Origin of the sequence: Aliirhizobium wenxiniae (assembly GCF_014201355.1) — a bacterium.
In the GTDB taxonomy this organism is placed as follows: Bacteria; Pseudomonadota; Alphaproteobacteria; order Rhizobiales; family Rhizobiaceae; genus Neorhizobium; species Neorhizobium wenxiniae.
Map to the genome: position 1 here is coordinate 14977 of NZ_JACHEG010000002.1, position 16449 is coordinate 31425.

Genomic DNA, 16449 nt, shown 5'->3' on the forward strand with positions numbered 1-16449 from the left:
ACAGAACAATAGGGTTTGCCATGTCTGAGAAGAAGAACGGGATCGACAAGGGACTGATCCGCGACCTCGCTGACATCCTCAACGATACCGATCTCACCGAGATCGAAGTCGAGCAGGACGATCTGCGCATCCGCGTTTCGCGCGCTTCGGCAACGCAGTACGTACAGGCTCCGATGGCGGCAGCCGCTCCGGTTGCAGCAGCAGCCGTTGCTGCCGCTCCGGCCGCAGCAGCGCCGGTCGCAGCAGCCGACAATAAGAATGCAGTCACAGCACCGATGGTCGGCACGGCTTACCTGTCGCCTGCTCCGGGCGCCAAGGCATTCATCGAAGTCGGTGCGACCGTCAAGGAAGGCCAGACGCTGCTCATCATCGAAGCGATGAAGACCATGAACCAGATCCCCGCGCCGCGCTCCGGCAAGGTCACTGAAATTCTGGTCAACGACGCGCAGCCCGTGGAATACGGTCAGCCGCTCGTCATCGTCGAGTAAGGCGCTTTTCATGATTTCCAAGATCCTCATAGCCAATCGCGGTGAGATCGCGCTGCGTGTACTGAGAGCCGCCAAGGAACTCGGTATCGCAACCGTCGCCGTGCATTCCACGGCCGATGCGGACGCCATGCATGTCCGCCTCGCCGACGAGAGCGTGTGCATCGGCCCTCCGCCGTCGCGCGAGAGCTATCTCAACATCCACCAGATCGTTGCAGCCTGCGAGATCACCGGCGCTGACGCCGTGCATCCGGGCTACGGCTTCCTGTCGGAGAATGCCAAGTTCGCGGAAATCCTCGAAGCGCATGGCATCACCTTCATTGGCCCGACCGCCGAGCACATCCGCCTGATGGGTGACAAGATCACCGCCAAGCAGACGGCTGTCGAACTCGGTATCCCGGTCGTTCCGGGTTCTGAAGGCGAAGTGACGGCGGAAAACGCCATGGAGATCGCCAAGAGCATCGGGTTCCCGGTCCTGATCAAGGCGACCGCCGGCGGCGGCGGACGCGGCATGAAGGTCGCCAAGACCGAAGCCGACCTGCAGGAAGCGTTCGACACCGCCCGCACCGAAGCGCTCAATGCTTTCGGCAATGGCGCAGTCTACATGGAAAAGTACCTCGGCAAGCCGCGGCACATCGAAATCCAGGTGGTCGGTGACGGCGAAGGCAATGCGATCCACCTCGGCGAACGCGACTGCTCGCTGCAGCGCCGTCACCAGAAGGTCTGGGAAGAAGCCAATTCCCCTGCCCTGACGGTCGAGCAGCGCATGAACATCGGCCAGATCTGCGCCGACGCGATGAAGAAGATGAAGTATCGCGGTGCCGGTACGATCGAATTCCTCTACGAAAACGGCGAGTTCTATTTCATTGAAATGAACACCCGCCTGCAGGTGGAACACCCGATCACCGAAGCGATCACCAATATCGATCTCGTTCACGAGCAGATCAGGGTCGCTTCCGGCGACGGACTTTCCGTTTCTCAGGATGAGATCCAGTTCCAGGGCCACGCGATCGAATGCCGTATCAATGCCGAGGATGCGCGCACCTTCGTGCCGTCGCCCGGCACGATCACGCATTTCCATGTACCGGGCGGTCTCGGTGTTCGCGTCGATTCGGGCGCATATGCCGGCTACAAGATCCCGCCTTATTACGACAGCCTGATCGGCAAGCTGATCGTGCATGGCCGTACCCGTGAGGAATGCATGAGGCGTCTGCGCCGCGTGCTCGACGAGTTTGTCGTCGATGGCATCAAGACGACGCTGCCCCTCTTCCGGGATCTGGTGGACAATCCAGATATCCAGAAGGGGGACTACGACATTCACTGGCTGGAAAACTATCTGGCTGGCGGCAACCAACGCTAGGTATATTATGTGCCCGGAGCAGACAGGTTCCGGGCACATTCTTCAGGGAGCGAAATGGCAGGGCGGCGCGGCAGATATTACCCGGCAATTACACCGGACGTTCTGTTGCGAGCGTATTCCATAGGCCTTTTCCCGATGGCGGAATCCGCCGATGACCCGGAGATCTTCTGGGTCGAGCCCGAGATGCGCGGCATCATCCCTCTCCACGATTTCCACATCTCGAAAAGCCTCACAAAAACCATCCGTAGGCAACCATTCGAAATCCGTTTCGACACGGCCTTCGAAGACGTGATCGGCATGTGCGCCCAATCGGCGCTCGACCGCCCAAGCACCTGGATCAATGCGACCATCCGCCAGCTCTATGGCGAGCTTCACCGCATGGGCCACGCGCACAGCGTCGAAGCCTGGGAGGACGGTGTTCTGGTCGGCGGTCTCTATGGAGTGTCTCTGGGGGCCGCCTTTTTCGGGGAAAGCATGTTCTCCCGGAAAACCGACGCATCGAAGATCTGCCTCGTGCATCTGGTCGAACGCCTGAACCGGAACGGTTTCAGATTGCTCGACACGCAATTTACCACCGACCACCTGAAGACATTCGGCGCGATCGATATCCCGAAAGACGAGTATCTAGTCCTGCTGCGCGACGCCGTCGACCGGCCGCACCTGCCCTTCTGAGGGAATGTTCCAATCGATCAATTGGTGGCTTTTGCCGGCGCAGGAATATCGGACTGCGGCTTGCAGCCGGTCAGCCAGACGTCATAGATCGGGTGCTCGACGGCGTTAAGGCCAGGGCTGTCTGCGAACATCCAGCCGGAAAAGATCCGGCGGATCTTGCGGTCGAGGGTGATCTCGTCGACTTCGATAAAGCCGTCGATCTTCTGTGCCTCGGTGTCGTCGCGTGAGTAACAGACCTTGGGCGTCACCTGCAGCGCCCCGTATTGCACCGTTTCGTTGACATAGACGTCGAAGGTGGTGATGCGACCTGTGATCTTGTCGATGCCTGCAAACACGGCAACCGGATTGGAAATCCGGGCAGCAAAAGCCTGTTCCGAGGCAAGCAGCGGTGCTACCGCGATTAGCGCACCGAGAATGAGTTTGCGTGGAAAAGGCATAGTCCGTGTCATTTTCATCCCGTCTCGGCCGCTTTGACGGTCGATGACTAGATTGCGATTATGGCCAAATGACCGTCAAGGTCGGGCCGATCTCCGGCAGTCTCAGTTGCCGGGCGTCCAGGCGTCGTAGTCGCCGGTGACGCGCGGGCGTTCGCCCGTGGAAGCCAGAGAGCCTTTGGGGTGATAGGCGAGCGGCGTGCCGGTCATGTTCGGCTTGTGCGGCTTCTGCCATTCGCGGGCCGCGTAGTTTTCCTGCGACGGCGGAACGTCGGTGCGATAATGCATCCAGCCGTGCCAGCCGGGAGCAATGGCGGAAGCGTCCGCGTAGCCTTTGTAGATGACCCAGCGCTTGGGCTTGCCCCAGGAGGTCATCGGGCCTTCGTAATAGACGTTGCCCATTTCGTCTTCGCCGACCTTCTTGCCGTGCCGCCAGGTGAAGAAACGCGTCCCCATCGTCTGACCGTTCCACCAGGTGAATATCTGCAGCAGAAGTTCTTTCATGGGGTATTCCGTCGCTTTGACAATCGTCGAATTGGACTTGTGGACGCCGAAAGATGGCTATCCTGCTTATGACGCCTGCCGCCGGTCCTGTCCAGCGATTCTAGGCTTCAAGACTACTTGAGCTTCATCTTGAAACCGGTATGGGTCCTGGCAAAGCCCTGCCGCTCGTAGAAACGATGCGCATCGGTTCGAACTGCATTGGAGGTCAATTGCGCCAGCTGACAATCGTGGCGCCTTGCCTCTTGCACAGCATAATCGATCATCCGACCGCCAATACCGCGGCTGCGCATATCCGAGCGCGTCTGCACCGCCTCGATGATCATCGACAGGGATCCTCGCGAGGTGAGCGTGCGGGTATAGAGCAACTGAAACGTGCCGACGACCTCGCCATCCAACTCCGCCACGAACAGCTGTTCGTTGGCGGAAGCATCGATCATGTGGAAGGCGCGAAGATAATCCTCATAGGCTTCGGGATCGGTCGTGTCGCCGTGACCACCTTTTTGGTCATCAGCAAACATGGCAACGATCGCGCTCAGATCCTCCTCATGTGCGCGTCGGATGATCACGTCGGTCATAGCTCTTCCCCCTCGTCCGCATTCAATGCTGCTGCAGGCGTTTTTCCATGATGATGGCGGGCAGGCCCGAATTCGGCGCTCCCCATTCCTCCATGCGGTCGACCTCGGAAAAACCGAGGCGCTCGTAAAAAGACATGGCGCGGACATTCGGAAGGGCAACCTCGACGCGCATGATTTCCGCATCCGGGAAGCAGGTTTCCATCTCGGCGAACAGATCGCGGCCGATACCCTCGTTCTGGCAGGAAGGGCGAACGTAGAGTTGGTGCAGCATCACGGTCTTGGCCATCTTGGGGTAGATGGCCGCATAAGCGATGCCGCCGAGCTTGCGGCCGTCGTCGGCCACCAGAAACTCGCCGTCGCGTTTGCCGATGCGCGAGCGGATCGCATTCGCTGAATGCCAACCGCTCACCATCTTGGCCACCTGATCAGCCCCGTAAAACGGATCATAAGCATCATGAAACGTTTCGCCTAAAAGGACGCGGATTTTCTCCACGTCCTCGTCGCCGGCGGTGCGTACGAAGAACAAGGCTTATTCCTCGATGCCGAGCTTGGCCTTGACCAGCGCCTGCACGGCCTGGGGATTGGCTTTGCCGCCGGTCGACTTCATCACTTGGCCGACGAACCAGCCGGCGAGCGTCGGCTTGGCCTTGACCTTCTCGACCTGATCCGGATTTGCGGCGATGATCTCGTCGACGGCCTTTTCAATGGCACCGGTATCCGTCACCTGCTTCATGCCGCGAGCCTCGACGATTTCCGCCGGGTCACCACCTTCGTTGAGCACGATTTCGAACAAATCCTTGGCAATCTTGCCCGAAATGGTTTCAGCCTTGATGAGATCGATGATGCCGCCGAGCTGAACAGGCGAAACCGGAGTCTCTTCAATGTCTTTGCCGAGTTTGTTCAAGGCGCCAAGCAAGTCGTTGATGACCCAGTTTGCGGCGGTCTTGCCGTCACGGCCTTCGGCCACGGCTTCGAAATAATCGGCAATCGCCTTTTCCGAAACCAGCACCGAAGCGTCGTAGACAGACAGGCCGAGTTCCGCAACAAACCGGGCCTTTTTGTCGTCCGGCAATTCCGTCAGATCGGCGCGCAGGGCGTCGATGAAGGCGTCGTCGAACTCGAGCGGCAGCAGGTCCGGATCGGGGAAATAACGGTAGTCATGCGCATCTTCCTTGGAGCGCATCGAGCGGGTTTCGCCCTTGCCCGGATCGAAGAGACGGGTTTCCTGGTCGATGGAACCACCATCCTCGAGAATGCCAATCTGGCGGCGTGCCTCGTATTCGATCGCCTGACCGATGAAGCGAATCGAGTTGACGTTCTTGATCTCGCAGCGCGTGCCGAACTCTGCGCCCGGACGACGAACGGAGACGTTGACGTCGGCCCGCATCGAGCCTTCGTCCATGTTGCCGTCGCAGGTGCCGAGATAGCGCACGATCGAGCGCAGCTTGGTCATGTAAGCCTTGGCTTCGTCAGAGGAGCGCATGTCGGGCTTCGAGACGATTTCCATCAGGGCGACGCCCGAACGGTTGAGGTCGACATAGGACATGGTCGGATGCTGGTCATGCATCGACTTGCCGGCATCCTGTTCCAGGTGCAGACGCTCGATACCGATCTCGATATCCTCGAACTGCCCCTGACGGTCCGGGCCGAGCGAGATGACGATCTGGCCTTCGCCGACGATCGGGTCCTTGAACTGCGAAATCTGGTAGCCCTGCGGCAGGTCCGGATAGAAATAGTTCTTGCGATCGAAGATCGAGCGCTTGTTGATCTGCGCCTTCAGGCCAAGGCCGGTGCGCACGGCCTGCTTGATGCATTCCTCGTTGATGACCGGCAGCATGCCCGGCATGGCGGCATCGACGAGCGACACGTTACCATTGGCCGGCTTGCCGAATTCGGTCGAGGCGCCGGAGAAGAGCTTCGAATTGGAGAGGACCTGGGCGTGAACCTCCATGCCGATGATCACTTCCCAGTCGCCGGTGGCGCCGGGGATGAAGCGTTTCGGATCAGGGGTACGGACGTCGACTAGGGTCATCTTGAGCTCGTCTCATGCGTGAATTCTTAGAAGTCGTGAGGTAGAACAAATGCCGTGGTGGCGCAAGACTTGAGGGCCTTCGCCGCGCCGTTCATCCGCGGCATGCGGGCAGAAGGAAGAATTTCATGGGGATCAACCCGATCCTGCCGCTGGCGGCACTGGCTGTTGCCTATAACGCGCTCGTATTCGGCGTCTATTGGTGGGACAAGCGGGCGGCGCGTAACGGCAGCTGGCGCGTCAGGGAATCGACGTTGCTGCTGATGGCGTTTACCGCCGGCGGGCCGGGCGCGCTCGCGGCACAGCGACTGCTGCGCCACAAGACCCGCAAGCCGCCTTTCAACTTCGCCTTGCCCTTGTTCTTCGTCCTGCAAATGGCATGGCTTGTGGTGGCGATAACAGCACCGGAGGCAGCAATCACGCTGCTGGAAAAGCTTGGCCTCGGCTAGAATTCCTGACCGTACATCGCCGTCGGCGGCACTTCGACAAGCATCTTGGACAGCCCGACGGACTGGACGTCGCGATCGATCTTAGGAGAATAGGCCACTGACAGCCAATGGATCGCGTAGCCGTGCTTTTCGAAAAAGCCGATAGCCTCATTGTTCTGCGCATGTGTCTCGATACGCGCTTTCTTGAACCCCTGGCGGAGGATTTCTGCCTCGACCTCCTCAAGCAGCGCCCTGCCCAGACCTTGTCCCTGATATTGCGGATCGATCCAGAAATCGGAGATCAGTTCGTCCAGATGCTCGCGCGCAGCCCATCCGGCAACAGTTGAGAACTCCTCCACCACCGTGATTGTGAGCCAGGAGGAGCGGGTGAAATTGGTGAAGGCTTCGCGTGCGCTCGCTCGCATATCAGCCATCTCGCCTATCGCTTCCATCGCCTTCTCCCAAGCGCGAAATCCGATTTCGGCCAGGACATCGACATCATCTTCCCGTGCGTTGCGTGTCGTGGCCATTCTTTCCCCTGTCACCTGCCTTTTTTCCCCGGGCGAGAGAACATGATGCGCGAAATCCGGCCAGCGAGATGGTCCCGTACCGCCGTTTCATCGACAAAACCACTCTCAATTGCAGCACCTTGCTTGGCAATTGACAAAACGCACGACAACACAACTTTGAAAGCATTGTGTCCAAGAATTATGCGGCTTACCTCCTTCATCGTAGGGCCGCGGCCTTACGCCGCACCGACTAAGGTCGCTTGACCCTCTCAAATTCAATTTTCGACCGCAATTCCTGAACCCAATAAAGGAGCACATCGAAATGATGTCTCGTATCGGAGGGGTTATTACCGCTCTGCTTGGCCTGGCTATTCTCTGGTATGGAGCAAAGCTGGCGCTGGCGGGTGGCTCCCCATTTTATGTTATCATGGCCCTCGGCCTCATCGTCTCGGGCGTATTGCTGATTGCGCGACGCCAGGCCGGTCTCTGGATCTATGCGCTGACGCTGGCAGTCACCTTCATCTGGACGCTTTACGAAGTCGGCTTCGACAAGTGGCAGTGGATCCCCCGCGGAGCGCTGGTCATTTTCCTCGGCCTGCTGCTGAGCCTCTCCTTCGTCACCAACAGCCTGAGTGACCGCCCGCAGAAGCCCTGGGCACCGAGCCTCAAGAATGGTGTCTTTGCCCTGCGCGCCGTCGTCGCCGTGATTGCCGTTCTTGGCGTCGTCGCCTGGTTCTACGATCCGCTCTCGATTACCGGGAAGCTTGAAAAGACGGCTTCCGTAGATGCTGCGACCGATCCGAGCGGTATTGCCTATCCGGCAGACGACTGGACGGCCTATGGCGGCACCAATCTCGGCCAGCGCTATTCGGCTCTGAAGGACGTCAATATTGAAAACGTCAAAGGCCTGAAGGTCGCCTGGGAACATCACACCGGCGACCTGCGCAAGGAAGATCAGGACTCCAAGGAATACACGTTCGAAGCAACGCCGATCAAAGTGAACGGCGCGCTCTATTTTTGCTCGCCGCACAACATCATCCAGTCGCTCGAGCCGGAAACCGGCAAGGTGCGCTGGTCGTTCGACCCGATGATGAAGCGTGATCCGTTCTACCAGCACCAGACATGCCGCGGCGTGTCGTGGAACGATTCGACGGCCTATGCCAGCCCCGCAGACAGCACGCCGGAACAACAGGCGGCAACGACTGCTGCGGTTGCCGAGTGCCCACGCCGCATCCTTGCCTCGACAGTCGATGCCCGCCTGTTTGCACTCAACGCCGATACCGGCGAGCTGTGCAAGACCTTCGGCACCGACGGTTATGTCGACCTGATGGAAGGCATGGTCGATACCAATCGCGCCACCTATCAGCAGACCTCCGCTCCGCTGGTGACCAAGGATCTGATCATCCTCGGCAGCGCGATTGCCGACAACTACTATGAAAACAATCCGTCGGGCGTCATCCGCGCCTTCGACGTGCGCACCGGCAAGGTCGTGTGGAAGTTCGACGCCAGCAAGCCGAACGACACCGCTCCGCTTGCACCCGGCGAACATTACGAACCGAACTCGGTGGTCGCCTGGACGCAGTTTGCAGCCGACGAAACTCTCGGTCTCGCCTATATCCCCTTCGGCAACGCCTCGCCCGATCAGGTCGGCATTGCGCGCACGCCCGAGCAGGAAGCCTTCGTCGATGCGCTTGCAGCTCTCGATCTCAAAACCGGTCAGCTGAAGTGGAAATTCCAGACTTCGCATCACGATCTATGGGACCGCGACAACCCTTCCCAGCCGGTTCTCCTGAACCTGCCGAAGGATGGCGTCGATACACCGGCGATCATCATTCCGACCAAGATCGGCAATCTGTGGGTTCTCGACCGTACCAACGGCAAGCCGATCCTGCCGATCAGCGAAGTGCCGGTAAGCACCAATACCGACATTGCCGGCGAGAAACTTTCGCCGACACAGCCGATGTCCTCGCTCAACTTCACACCGGCACCGCTGCGCGAAGCCGACATGTGGGGCGCAACGCCGTTCGACCAGATGGCATGCCGCACGACCTACAACCAGTATCGCTATGACGGCAATCCGTGGACGCCGCCGACAACGACCGGTTCGCTCGTATGGCCGGGCAATATCGGAGTGTTTAACTGGGGTTCTGTCGCGATCGACCCGGTCAACAAGTGGCTGATCGGCACGCCGCAATATCTCGCCTATCTCTACAAGCTCTATCCGCGTCAGGCAGGCGACCTCAACAAGCGCGTGTTCGGCGGAGATAACTCGGGCGGCGAATCCAAGCCGGGCAACGAAAACCTCGGCGGCCCTTATGCCGTATCGATCCAGCACTTCCGTTCGGCGCTCAACGCTCCGTGCAATGCCCCCGCCTGGGGTGTGCGTGTCGGCGTCGACCTGAAGACCGGCAAGACCGCCTGGAAATATCGCAACGGTACGGTGGCCGGCCAGCAGTTTGCAGGCATCAAGTTCCCGATCCCGTTCGAAATGGGCATGCTCGCCCATGGCGGAACGCTGACGACCGCCGGCGGCGTTGCCTTCACGGCAGCAGCCCTCGACGACTCGATCCGCGGTTACGACATGCAGACCGGTGAAGTGCTGTGGAAAATGGCTCTTCCGGCCGGTGGTCAGGCAACGCCGATGACCTATCGCGGCAAGGACGGCAAGCAGTATATCGTGGTTGCCGCTGGTGGCCACGGCTCGCTTGGCACCACGCCCGGCGATTCGGTTATCGCTTACACGCTCGACTGAGCGGAGCGATCATTCCGAACCTGAAAACGCGTCGGGCAACCGGCGCGTTTTTTTGTGCCTGGCAGCAAGCACTGCGACGGTTGCAAAACTTGACCGCCGCCCGCAAGGCGTTTAACCGGAAAGAGCATTCATGGAGTTTTGATGTTCTCGTCCCAAGAGGCCCGTTGAGGGGCCGGTAGCCGTCAGGCGACTGGCCCAGACAAAAACGCAAGCCCCGGCACCTTCACGGGTATCGGACACGTTTTTGCGCGCTTTCAGTCAAGCGCATCTCCGGACATCGAAACAATGGACATTTCCCGCGCTGAACAGCGCATTCTGCACCTGCTCGCCCAGGGCGGCAGGATCGAAATCACCCGTGACGAAAATCACAGAATAGAAAAACTGCAGTTGATTACCCGCGAAGGCTGGATCTTTTCGGCTCTCGATCTCATCACCTTCCGCAAGCTGAAGCAGAAGAAGGCGATCAGATCTCAGGCCGGAAAGCCATACCGGATCACAGAAAGAGGTCTGGTTCTGGTGAGAGCCGAGCAAGACAACCGGTAAAGCAGTAGATTCCGCCGCGCGTCGCCATATGGCGCGCGGCGAACCTCACGCATCTCAAGCAGCAGACAGTTCCGCCCTCATGGCCGCCCATTCTTCGCCGATAGCGCCCATACGCCGCTTGCCTGCACGGCGATACCAGTAATCGGCATTCCAGTCGTCACCTTCAATACGGTGGCAGAGAGCATGCCCCCAATCGAAAACCTGTTCGCCTTCGTGCCGCTGACAGAGATCATGTACCTCTTCCCACTCGGCACTCACCGTAAAACCGGCAGCGGCCAAGCCGTCGAAAGCTGCGATCAACGAAGTCAATTCGGAATTCATTGCAGTCCCCTCAGCGATTGGTCAGGTCAGTGACTGTTCCAGATGAACCTTTTCCAGGTCCATTCCCATGCTCTTGGAATATTCCGTGCCACGCCAGACGATCGTAAAGCCGCAGCGCTGGTAGAGCCTGATCGCACCAACGTTTCTGGCATGCGTGTGGATGGTGGCGGTGGCGTGACCTTCCGCCTTGATGCGGTCGATCGAATGCAGGACCAGAGCCTTGCCTATCCCTTTGCCCTGGTGATCCGGCGAAACCCAGACATCGGAAATGTAATTGGGTGCGCCATCCCGGGCTGACCAGCCGACGACCTCGCCATAGAGATCAGCAATCCAGACTTCGCCCTTGGTTTCGCCGGCGAAGATCTCGTAGGCCTTGGCGGTCCGCCCCAGCACGTCGGCTGAAAGTTCAACGCCCTTGAAAGCATCGCTGGAATTCCAGGCCGCAAAACCGACTTCGCCGACCACAATGTGATCGGCGACAGTCATTTTCCGAATTTTAAGTCCGCTTACCACCACTTGGCCGGCGTGAACTTGCCGGCAGCCTGTTCGATGACATGGGCGGTGCGGAAGAGTGTTTCTTCCTCGAACGGCTTGCCGATGAGCTGCAGGCCAAGCGGCAGGCCCTTCTTGTCGAGGCCGGCGGGAACGGCGATGCCCGGAAGGCCGGCCATGTTCACAGTCACCGTGAAGATGTCGTTCAGGTACATGGCGACCGGATCGGCTGCGAGATTTTCGTCAGCGATGCCGAAGGCGGACGACGGCGTGGCCGGCGTCAGGATCGCGTCGACGCCTGCGTGGAAGACGGTCTCGAAGTCGCGCTTGATCAGCGTACGAACCTTCTGCGCCTGCAGGTAATAGGCATCGTAATAACCAGCCGACAGAACATAGGTGCCGATCATGATACGGCGCTTGACCTCGGTGCCGAAGCCGGCGGCGCGGGTCTTTTCATACATGTCGGCAATGTCCTTGCCGTCTACGCGCAGGCCGTAACGGACGCCGTCATAACGGGCAAGGTTGGACGAGGCCTCTGCCGGAGCGACGATGTAGTAAGCCGGCAAGGCGTATTTCGTGTGCGGCAGGGTGATGTCGACGATCTCGGCACCGGCATCCTTGAGGAAGGCGATGCCCTGTTGCCAGAGCGCCTCGATCTCTTCCGGCATGTTGTCGACGCGATATTCCTTCGGAATGCCGATCTTCATGCCCTTGACCGACTGACCAAGCGCCGCCTCGTAATCCGGGATCGGCAGGTCGACAGACGTCGTGTCCTTTTTGTCGACGGATGCCATCGACTTCAGCATGATCGCGGCATCACGCACGTCGCGAGCGATCGGACCTGCCTGGTCGAGCGAGGATGCAAAGGCGACCGTGCCCCAACGCGAGCAACGGCCGTAGGTCGGCTTGATGCCGACGGTGCCGGTAAAGGCTGCCGGCTGGCGGATCGAGCCGCCGGTGTCGGTTGCGGTAGCGCCGGCGCAGAGATGGGCAGCAACGGCTGCGGCCGAACCGCCGGAGGAACCGCCCGGAACGAGCTGCTGGTTCGAGCCTTCAGCCTTCCACGGGTTGATGACCGGGCCGTAGAAGGAGGTCTCGTTCGACGAGCCCATTGCGAATTCGTCCATGTTCAGCTTGCCGAGCATGACGGCGCCATCGTCCCAGAGGTTCTGGGTGACGGTCGATTCGTATTTCGGCTTGAAGCCGTCGAGGATGTGGGAGCAGGCCTGGGTATGGATGCCTTCGGTGGCGAACAGGTCCTTGATGCCGAGCGGAATGCCTTCCAGCGCGCCGACCTTGCCGGATGCACGGCGTTCGTCGGAGGCCTTGGCCATGTCCATCGCCTTTTCCGGCGTGGTGGTGATGTAGGCGTTGAACGTGCCGTTGAATGCGTCGATCGCGTCGACATAGGCCTTGGTCAATTCGACCGAGGTGATTTCCTTCGAGGCGAGCTTTTCGCGGGCTTCGGCAATGGTGAGGCTGGTGAGTTCGGTCATGGGCTCTTCAAAATGTTCGAATGCGTGGAGAGGGTCGGAAGCGCTTTGAAGCGGCTTATTCGACGACCTTCGGCACCAGGAAGAAATTGCGATCGGTGGACGGCGCGTTGGCAACGATGTCGTCGGCCTTGTCGCCATCGGTCACGGCGTCAACGCGCTTGCGCATGTCCATCGGGGTGACAGACGTCATCGGTTCGACGCCGGTCACATCGACCTCGCCCAATTGCTCGACGAAATTGATGATACCATTCAGCTCGCCGACCATGCGATTGGCGTCGTCTTCAGTGACGGCAATGCGGGCAAGGCGCGCAACGCGCTTTACGGTGGCGAGATCGACGGACATGGCTCAACTCCGGGCAATAAAAATCTACTTCGCTATAATGGCCATGCACGACCTTCGCAACTGCCTAAGCCTCGGGTAGCGCGGTAAATCCAATGAACGGCGTACACTGCCCGCGGCCTGCCAAGTTTCAATCCACATGGATTGATAGTTGCAAATTTCTCGTAGGTTGCAGATTTTTTCCCTTCCTTTTCAATCAGTCACTGATTAATCGGGACTCGCAAAATACTTGAATAAAAAAATCATATATATGGAGAGGGTAATCCATGGATTTCAAAATCTCGAAAGTTCGCCATTCCAAGGAGAAGCTATACGGCAGCGTAATGCTGGTGATCGGCATCCTGATCTGGGCAATCGCTGCAATTGCAATCATAGCCGTCGCGATGCTTCAAAGCGTTGCCATCGTTTTTATGGTAGCGGTCTATATCGCGATCTTCTGGTTCATCAGCTTCGTAGGACGCGCACTCGTACGCGCCTACATGATCGGCCACTACGTGATGGTCAGCGAACAGCAGTTTCCACATATTCATGCAATGGTCCAGGACGGTGCAAAGGCGCTTGGCCTGAAGGAAGCTCCGCAGGCTTTCGTCTACAATTCCAGCGGCGTCATGAACGCCATGGCGCTGACACTGGTCGGTCGCAAGCGCTATATCTGGCTGACGTCTCAGCTGATCGATGCCGACAATGACGAGCAGGTGAAATTTGTGATCGGCCATGAGCTCGGCCATCACGTCGCCGGTCACCTCGACACCTTGCCGGGCATCCTGCGGCTTCCGGCCTATATCGTGCCGTTTCTCGCCCAGGCCTATTCCCGAGGTCGCGAGCTGACCTGCGACCGCGTCGGCCTGATCGTCTGCCGCAACCTGCAGGCTTCTCGCACCGCATTGCAAATGCTGGCATGCGGCAGCGCCAAGCTGAATGCGCAGATGAACCCGGCAGCCTTCGAGGCACAGGAGCGCATGGTGCCGTCGATCGCCGGTTTTTTCCTGCACATCTTCTCGCTCTACCCGCGTCTCACCCGCCGCGTTGAGGCCGTGAGCCAGTTCGCGCAACAGCTGTCTGCCGGGGCCTCGGCTTCCAGGACACGTGAGCCGGGCGTTCGTACCGACGCTCAGCCGGCCTGAACCAGCGACCTCAAGAGAAATGCATGCCATGCCGGTCCTGCCGGCATGGCTTTTTTATATTCAATCGTAGCTCAGCACCGTGCCCGGTGTCGGCGTCTCGACACGGGTGCGGCTGCCTTCCATGCCCTTGACGAATTTTTCCGGAGTCTGGTCGATGATCGGGAACGTACCGTAATGGCAGGGGATGGCGTGCTTGAAATCGAAGAAGCGCTGGCAGGCGAGAGCCGCCACCGCGCCGCCCATGGTGAAGCGATCACCGACCGGCACGATGCCGATATCGGGCTGATGCAACTCGTTGATCAGGCCCATGTCGGTGAAGATGTCGGTATCGCCCATGTGGAGAACCGAAAACTCATCGTCGAAATGCAGCATCAGGCCGTTGGCCGAACCGAGCGAGTGGGCAACGCCCATTTCATCGACCTGGCCGGAGGAATGCAGCGCCTGGGTGAAGGTAGCGGTAAAGCCATCGAAACCGACGGTACCACCGGTATTTCCCATCTCAATCTTTTCGACGCCCTTGGTGCCGAGCCATGAGCCGAGATCGGCGTTGGCTAGAACGACCGCCCCCTTTTCCTTGGCAATCGCAACCGTGTCGCCGACATGGTCCGCGTGGCCGTGGGTGAGCAGGATATGGGTGACACCTTCGCTGACATCCTTGATGTTCAAACCGGCATCAGCAAATGGCTGGTTATAGCTGAGGAAGGGATCGATCAGAATTTTCGCCTTGGCGGTCTCGATACGGAACGCGGCATGGCCGAGCCAGGTGATCTTCATGGGGAACTCCTCGAAATACAGGGGAATATGAGGGGCGAATATAAGGTGGTTCGTGCCTGCGGCAACGCTCTTCGACCTCTACTCCATTCTGGCGGTCTGGCGACAGACCAGAAGTAGAGAAGCTTTCCGGCAGCGGTTGCAAGCGATGGGAGCGTAAGCTAAGCGACGCCAGGCCGTTGCTACCTTCTACGAGGAATATCGGCAGCGGAACGATTTTCATAACGTTCAAGGAAAAAACATGGCCGGTAATGACGACGAATATATCTATGACGAAGCGACAGGCGAATGGCTGCCTGCTTCGGAAGCAGCAGCAAAGGCGGCCGCAGCTTCGGCTGTGTATGACAGCGCCGGCAATGTGCTCGCGGATGGCGACGCCGTCACGCTGATCAAGGATCTGAAGGTCAAGGGTGCCGGCCAGACATTGAAACAGGGCACGGTCATCCGCTCGATCCGCCTGACGGATAATCCGGAAGAAATCGACTGCCGTCATGATACGATCAAGGGACTGGTGTTGCGCACCGAGTTCGTGCGCAAGAAGAATTAAAGTTTAGGACTGAAAAGACATGGCAACATTGACGATCGAGGAACTCGCCGAGGCACTTCAGCCGAACCAGGCAATTGCCGGGCTCGACCTCGGCACGAAAACGATCGGGCTTGCCATGTCTGATCTCGGCCGTCGTTTTTCTTCACCACGGCCGGTGATCAAGCGGGTGAAATTCACGCAGGACGCCGAAGTGCTTCTGGCATTTGCGGAAAAGGAAAAGGTCGCGGCCTTCATCATCGGCCTGCCGATGAACATGGATGGCTCGGCGGGCCCTCGCGTTCAGGCGACCCGCGCCTTCGTGCGTTCCATGTCGGACAAGACCGCCCTACCCTTTGTCTACTGGGACGAACGGCTCTCGACCGTCGCGGCTGAAAGGGCCTTGCTGGAAATGGACGTTTCTCGCGCCAAGCGGGCCGAACGGATCGATTCGGCTGCGGCAAGCTTCATTCTTCAGGGGGCGCTGGACAGGCTCTCGTCTCTGCGTACGGCAACGACGTCTTCCTTCGAAGACTGACGCTTGCGCCACCAGGCAGCAATCGCCTTGCGCTTTCTGAAGGCGATGATCGCAAAGACGATCAGGCTATCGAACGCAATCGCCCTTGCAACGAGTGGCGGGATGGTTTCGGGCGGAATGCCGAGGATGTTTCCATAGACCTCGAAGACGAGATCGTGGGTGTGCCGCGTCAGCATGAAAAAGCCGAAGCTCATGTCATAATAGGATAAGCCGTACCAGCTCGACAGTAGAGCGACCGGACCTGCCCAGAGTATCAAGAACCACTTCATGCGGCCTTACCTTCAAGCTCTGCCAGACCCAAATCCGCCGAGACAACCCATCTCGACAGCGCCATAACACTCAGCACCAACGCAGGGACCGCGATGTTGAGCGCCAATGCGGCGAAAGCCCCCGTCAGGACGATCAGCAAAAGGCGCTCTCTGAGGAATGTTACCACAGCTGGCATTTGTCTTACGAAACTCGGTTAACAATACATTAACCAGCCTAAAGACGCAGCAGTTCAGCGCAACGGAAACCCATGGTTATGGTTAATTTCCGAGGTGTGACTGTGGAC

General features: G+C 59.0%; 22 protein-coding genes. 9 read left to right on the plus strand and 13 right to left on the minus strand.

Translation table 11 applies throughout. The features are described 5' to 3' along the window. Positions 1-20 precede the first annotated feature (20 nt). Genes accB through aat form a run of 3 tightly spaced genes read left to right on the plus strand, consistent with a single transcriptional unit; the run spans position 21 to position 2517 of the window. Positions 21-488 (plus strand): acetyl-CoA carboxylase biotin carboxyl carrier protein, encoded by a 468-nt coding sequence (gene accB / locus HNQ72_RS08110; RefSeq protein WP_183991454.1) that lies wholly within the window; start codon positions 21-23, stop codon positions 486-488. A gap of 10 nt (positions 489-498) precedes the next feature. Beyond that, positions 499-1845 (plus strand): acetyl-CoA carboxylase biotin carboxylase subunit, encoded by a 1347-nt coding sequence (gene accC, locus HNQ72_RS08115; RefSeq protein WP_183991456.1) that lies wholly within the window; start codon positions 499-501, stop codon positions 1843-1845. A gap of 54 nt (positions 1846-1899) precedes the next feature. Next, complete coding sequence (aat, locus tag HNQ72_RS08120; protein WP_183991458.1) at positions 1900-2517, plus strand: leucyl/phenylalanyl-tRNA--protein transferase; 618 nt, start codon at positions 1900-1902, stop codon at positions 2515-2517. Positions 2518-2534: 17 nt separating this feature from the next. Here the strand turns inward: aat and HNQ72_RS08125 are convergent, their stop codons facing one another. The 5 genes from HNQ72_RS08125 to gatB all read right to left on the minus strand — a co-directional run bounded on the left by HNQ72_RS08125 (position 2535) and on the right by gatB (position 6062). Then, the gene (locus HNQ72_RS08125) at positions 2535-2954 is read right to left on the minus strand and encodes a DUF2155 domain-containing protein (RefSeq protein ID WP_373289333.1); all 420 of its coding nucleotides are present in this window, start codon (positions 2952-2954) and stop codon (positions 2535-2537) included. A gap of 102 nt (positions 2955-3056) precedes the next feature. Next, positions 3057-3455, minus strand: coding sequence for an NADH:ubiquinone oxidoreductase subunit NDUFA12 (locus HNQ72_RS08130; RefSeq protein ID WP_183991462.1), 399 nt, complete (start codon positions 3453-3455; stop codon positions 3057-3059). 113 nt (positions 3456-3568) lie between these two features. Beyond that, the gene (locus tag HNQ72_RS08135; RefSeq protein WP_183991464.1) at positions 3569-4030 is read right to left on the minus strand and encodes a GNAT family N-acetyltransferase; all 462 of its coding nucleotides are present in this window, start codon (positions 4028-4030) and stop codon (positions 3569-3571) included. A gap of 22 nt (positions 4031-4052) precedes the next feature. Continuing rightward, complete coding sequence (locus HNQ72_RS08140) at positions 4053-4556, minus strand: GNAT family N-acetyltransferase (protein WP_183991466.1); 504 nt, start codon at positions 4554-4556, stop codon at positions 4053-4055. Positions 4557-4559: 3 nt separating this feature from the next. Continuing rightward, positions 4560-6062 carry an Asp-tRNA(Asn)/Glu-tRNA(Gln) amidotransferase subunit GatB gene (gene gatB / locus HNQ72_RS08145; RefSeq protein WP_183991468.1) on the minus strand — a complete coding sequence of 501 codons (1503 nt, stop codon included), beginning with the start codon at positions 6060-6062 and terminating at the stop codon, positions 4560-4562. A 125-nt stretch (positions 6063-6187) separates the two neighbouring features. Between gatB and HNQ72_RS08150 the strand changes: the two genes are divergently transcribed. Further along, a complete protein-coding gene (locus HNQ72_RS08150) occupies positions 6188-6508 on the plus strand; it encodes a DUF1294 domain-containing protein (RefSeq protein ID WP_183991470.1) in 321 nt (106 codons plus the stop codon). Here the strand turns inward: HNQ72_RS08150 and HNQ72_RS08155 are convergent. Next, complete coding sequence (locus HNQ72_RS08155) at positions 6505-7017, minus strand: GNAT family N-acetyltransferase (protein ID WP_183991472.1); 513 nt, start codon at positions 7015-7017, stop codon at positions 6505-6507. The genes HNQ72_RS08150 and HNQ72_RS08155 overlap by 4 nt on opposite strands. Before the next feature lie 301 nt (positions 7018-7318). Here HNQ72_RS08155 and HNQ72_RS08160 point away from each other — a divergent pair, with 301 nt between their 5' ends. Together HNQ72_RS08160 and HNQ72_RS08165 are read left to right on the plus strand one after the other, a co-directional pair. Then, positions 7319-9748 carry a membrane-bound PQQ-dependent dehydrogenase, glucose/quinate/shikimate family gene (locus HNQ72_RS08160; RefSeq protein WP_183991474.1) on the plus strand — a complete coding sequence of 810 codons (2430 nt, stop codon included), beginning with the start codon at positions 7319-7321 and terminating at the stop codon, positions 9746-9748. A 285-nt stretch (positions 9749-10033) separates the two neighbouring features. Then, positions 10034-10291, plus strand: a complete 258-nt coding sequence (locus tag HNQ72_RS08165) for a YjhX family toxin (protein WP_183991476.1) — start codon at positions 10034-10036, stop codon at positions 10289-10291. A 54-nt stretch (positions 10292-10345) separates the two neighbouring features. On the opposite strand, the gene HNQ72_RS08170 is transcribed toward HNQ72_RS08165, so the two are convergent. The 4 genes from HNQ72_RS08170 to gatC are packed head-to-tail and all read right to left on the minus strand — an operon-like array spanning position 10346 to position 12943. Continuing rightward, entirely contained in the window at positions 10346-10612 is a 267-nt protein-coding gene (locus HNQ72_RS08170) for a hypothetical protein (protein WP_183991478.1), read from the minus strand. 21 nt (positions 10613-10633) lie between these two features. Continuing rightward, positions 10634-11098: a GNAT family N-acetyltransferase gene (locus tag HNQ72_RS08175; RefSeq protein WP_183991480.1), complete on the minus strand. Its 465-nt coding sequence runs from the start codon at positions 11096-11098 to the stop codon at positions 10634-10636. Between the two features lie 20 nt (positions 11099-11118). Further along, positions 11119-12600: an Asp-tRNA(Asn)/Glu-tRNA(Gln) amidotransferase subunit GatA gene (gatA, locus tag HNQ72_RS08180; protein WP_183991481.1), complete on the minus strand. Its 1482-nt coding sequence runs from the start codon at positions 12598-12600 to the stop codon at positions 11119-11121. Between the two features lie 55 nt (positions 12601-12655). Next, positions 12656-12943, minus strand: a complete 288-nt coding sequence (gene gatC, locus HNQ72_RS08185) for an Asp-tRNA(Asn)/Glu-tRNA(Gln) amidotransferase subunit GatC (protein ID WP_183991484.1) — start codon at positions 12941-12943, stop codon at positions 12656-12658. 263 nt (positions 12944-13206) lie between these two features. Here gatC and HNQ72_RS08190 point away from each other — a divergent pair, with 263 nt between their 5' ends. Beyond that, the gene (locus tag HNQ72_RS08190) at positions 13207-14064 is read left to right on the plus strand and encodes a M48 family metallopeptidase (protein ID WP_183991486.1); all 858 of its coding nucleotides are present in this window, start codon (positions 13207-13209) and stop codon (positions 14062-14064) included. Between the two features lie 60 nt (positions 14065-14124). Here the strand turns inward: HNQ72_RS08190 and HNQ72_RS08195 are convergent, their stop codons facing one another. Next, entirely contained in the window at positions 14125-14838 is a 714-nt protein-coding gene (locus HNQ72_RS08195; RefSeq protein WP_183991488.1) for a metal-dependent hydrolase, read from the minus strand. Positions 14839-15076: 238 nt separating this feature from the next. On the opposite strand from HNQ72_RS08195, the gene HNQ72_RS08200 reads away from it, so the two are divergent. Together HNQ72_RS08200 and ruvX are read left to right on the plus strand one after the other, a co-directional pair. Continuing rightward, positions 15077-15382, plus strand: coding sequence for an alkylphosphonate utilization protein (locus HNQ72_RS08200; RefSeq protein ID WP_183991490.1), 306 nt, complete (start codon positions 15077-15079; stop codon positions 15380-15382). A 19-nt stretch (positions 15383-15401) separates the two neighbouring features. Then, a complete protein-coding gene (gene ruvX, locus HNQ72_RS08205; RefSeq protein ID WP_183991492.1) occupies positions 15402-15896 on the plus strand; it encodes a Holliday junction resolvase RuvX in 495 nt (164 codons plus the stop codon). On the opposite strand, the gene HNQ72_RS08210 is transcribed toward ruvX, so the two are convergent. Then, positions 15833-16165, minus strand: a complete 333-nt coding sequence (locus tag HNQ72_RS08210) for a DUF6105 family protein (RefSeq protein ID WP_183991494.1) — start codon at positions 16163-16165, stop codon at positions 15833-15835. The genes ruvX and HNQ72_RS08210 overlap by 64 nt on opposite strands. Continuing rightward, a complete protein-coding gene (locus HNQ72_RS08215) occupies positions 16162-16341 on the minus strand; it encodes a hypothetical protein (RefSeq protein ID WP_148148002.1) in 180 nt (59 codons plus the stop codon). The genes HNQ72_RS08210 and HNQ72_RS08215 overlap by 4 nt, the downstream gene beginning before the upstream one ends. Positions 16342-16449 lie beyond the last annotated feature (108 nt).

Coding starts and splice junctions, on each gene's coding strand:
- HNQ72_RS08165 (WP_183991476.1), top strand. CDS start 10,034: ATGGACATTTCCCGCGCTGAACAGCGCATTCTGCACCTGCTCGCCCAG.
- gatB (WP_183991468.1), bottom strand. CDS start 6,062: ATGACCCTAGTCGACGTCCGTACCCCTGATCCGAAACGCTTCATCCCC.
- HNQ72_RS08200 (WP_183991490.1), top strand. CDS start 15,077: ATGGCCGGTAATGACGACGAATATATCTATGACGAAGCGACAGGCGAA.
- accC (WP_183991456.1), top strand. CDS start 499: ATGATTTCCAAGATCCTCATAGCCAATCGCGGTGAGATCGCGCTGCGT.
- HNQ72_RS08210 (WP_183991494.1), bottom strand. CDS start 16,165: ATGAAGTGGTTCTTGATACTCTGGGCAGGTCCGGTCGCTCTACTGTCG.
- HNQ72_RS08130 (WP_183991462.1), bottom strand. CDS start 3,455: ATGAAAGAACTTCTGCTGCAGATATTCACCTGGTGGAACGGTCAGACG.
- HNQ72_RS08215 (WP_148148002.1), bottom strand. CDS start 16,341: ATGCCAGCTGTGGTAACATTCCTCAGAGAGCGCCTTTTGCTGATCGTC.
- aat (WP_183991458.1), top strand. CDS start 1,900: ATGGCAGGGCGGCGCGGCAGATATTACCCGGCAATTACACCGGACGTT.
- gatA (WP_183991481.1), bottom strand. CDS start 12,600: ATGACCGAACTCACCAGCCTCACCATTGCCGAAGCCCGCGAAAAGCTC.
- HNQ72_RS08190 (WP_183991486.1), top strand. CDS start 13,207: ATGGATTTCAAAATCTCGAAAGTTCGCCATTCCAAGGAGAAGCTATAC.
- HNQ72_RS08175 (WP_183991480.1), bottom strand. CDS start 11,098: ATGACTGTCGCCGATCACATTGTGGTCGGCGAAGTCGGTTTTGCGGCC.
- accB (WP_183991454.1), top strand. CDS start 21: ATGTCTGAGAAGAAGAACGGGATCGACAAGGGACTGATCCGCGACCTC.
- HNQ72_RS08150 (WP_183991470.1), top strand. CDS start 6,188: ATGGGGATCAACCCGATCCTGCCGCTGGCGGCACTGGCTGTTGCCTAT.
- HNQ72_RS08155 (WP_183991472.1), bottom strand. CDS start 7,017: ATGGCCACGACACGCAACGCACGGGAAGATGATGTCGATGTCCTGGCC.
- HNQ72_RS08195 (WP_183991488.1), bottom strand. CDS start 14,838: ATGAAGATCACCTGGCTCGGCCATGCCGCGTTCCGTATCGAGACCGCC.
- ruvX (WP_183991492.1), top strand. CDS start 15,402: ATGGCAACATTGACGATCGAGGAACTCGCCGAGGCACTTCAGCCGAAC.
- HNQ72_RS08170 (WP_183991478.1), bottom strand. CDS start 10,612: ATGAATTCCGAATTGACTTCGTTGATCGCAGCTTTCGACGGCTTGGCC.
- HNQ72_RS08135 (WP_183991464.1), bottom strand. CDS start 4,030: ATGACCGACGTGATCATCCGACGCGCACATGAGGAGGATCTGAGCGCG.
- gatC (WP_183991484.1), bottom strand. CDS start 12,943: ATGTCCGTCGATCTCGCCACCGTAAAGCGCGTTGCGCGCCTTGCCCGC.
- HNQ72_RS08125 (WP_373289333.1), bottom strand. CDS start 2,954: ATGCCTTTTCCACGCAAACTCATTCTCGGTGCGCTAATCGCGGTAGCA.
- HNQ72_RS08160 (WP_183991474.1), top strand. CDS start 7,319: ATGATGTCTCGTATCGGAGGGGTTATTACCGCTCTGCTTGGCCTGGCT.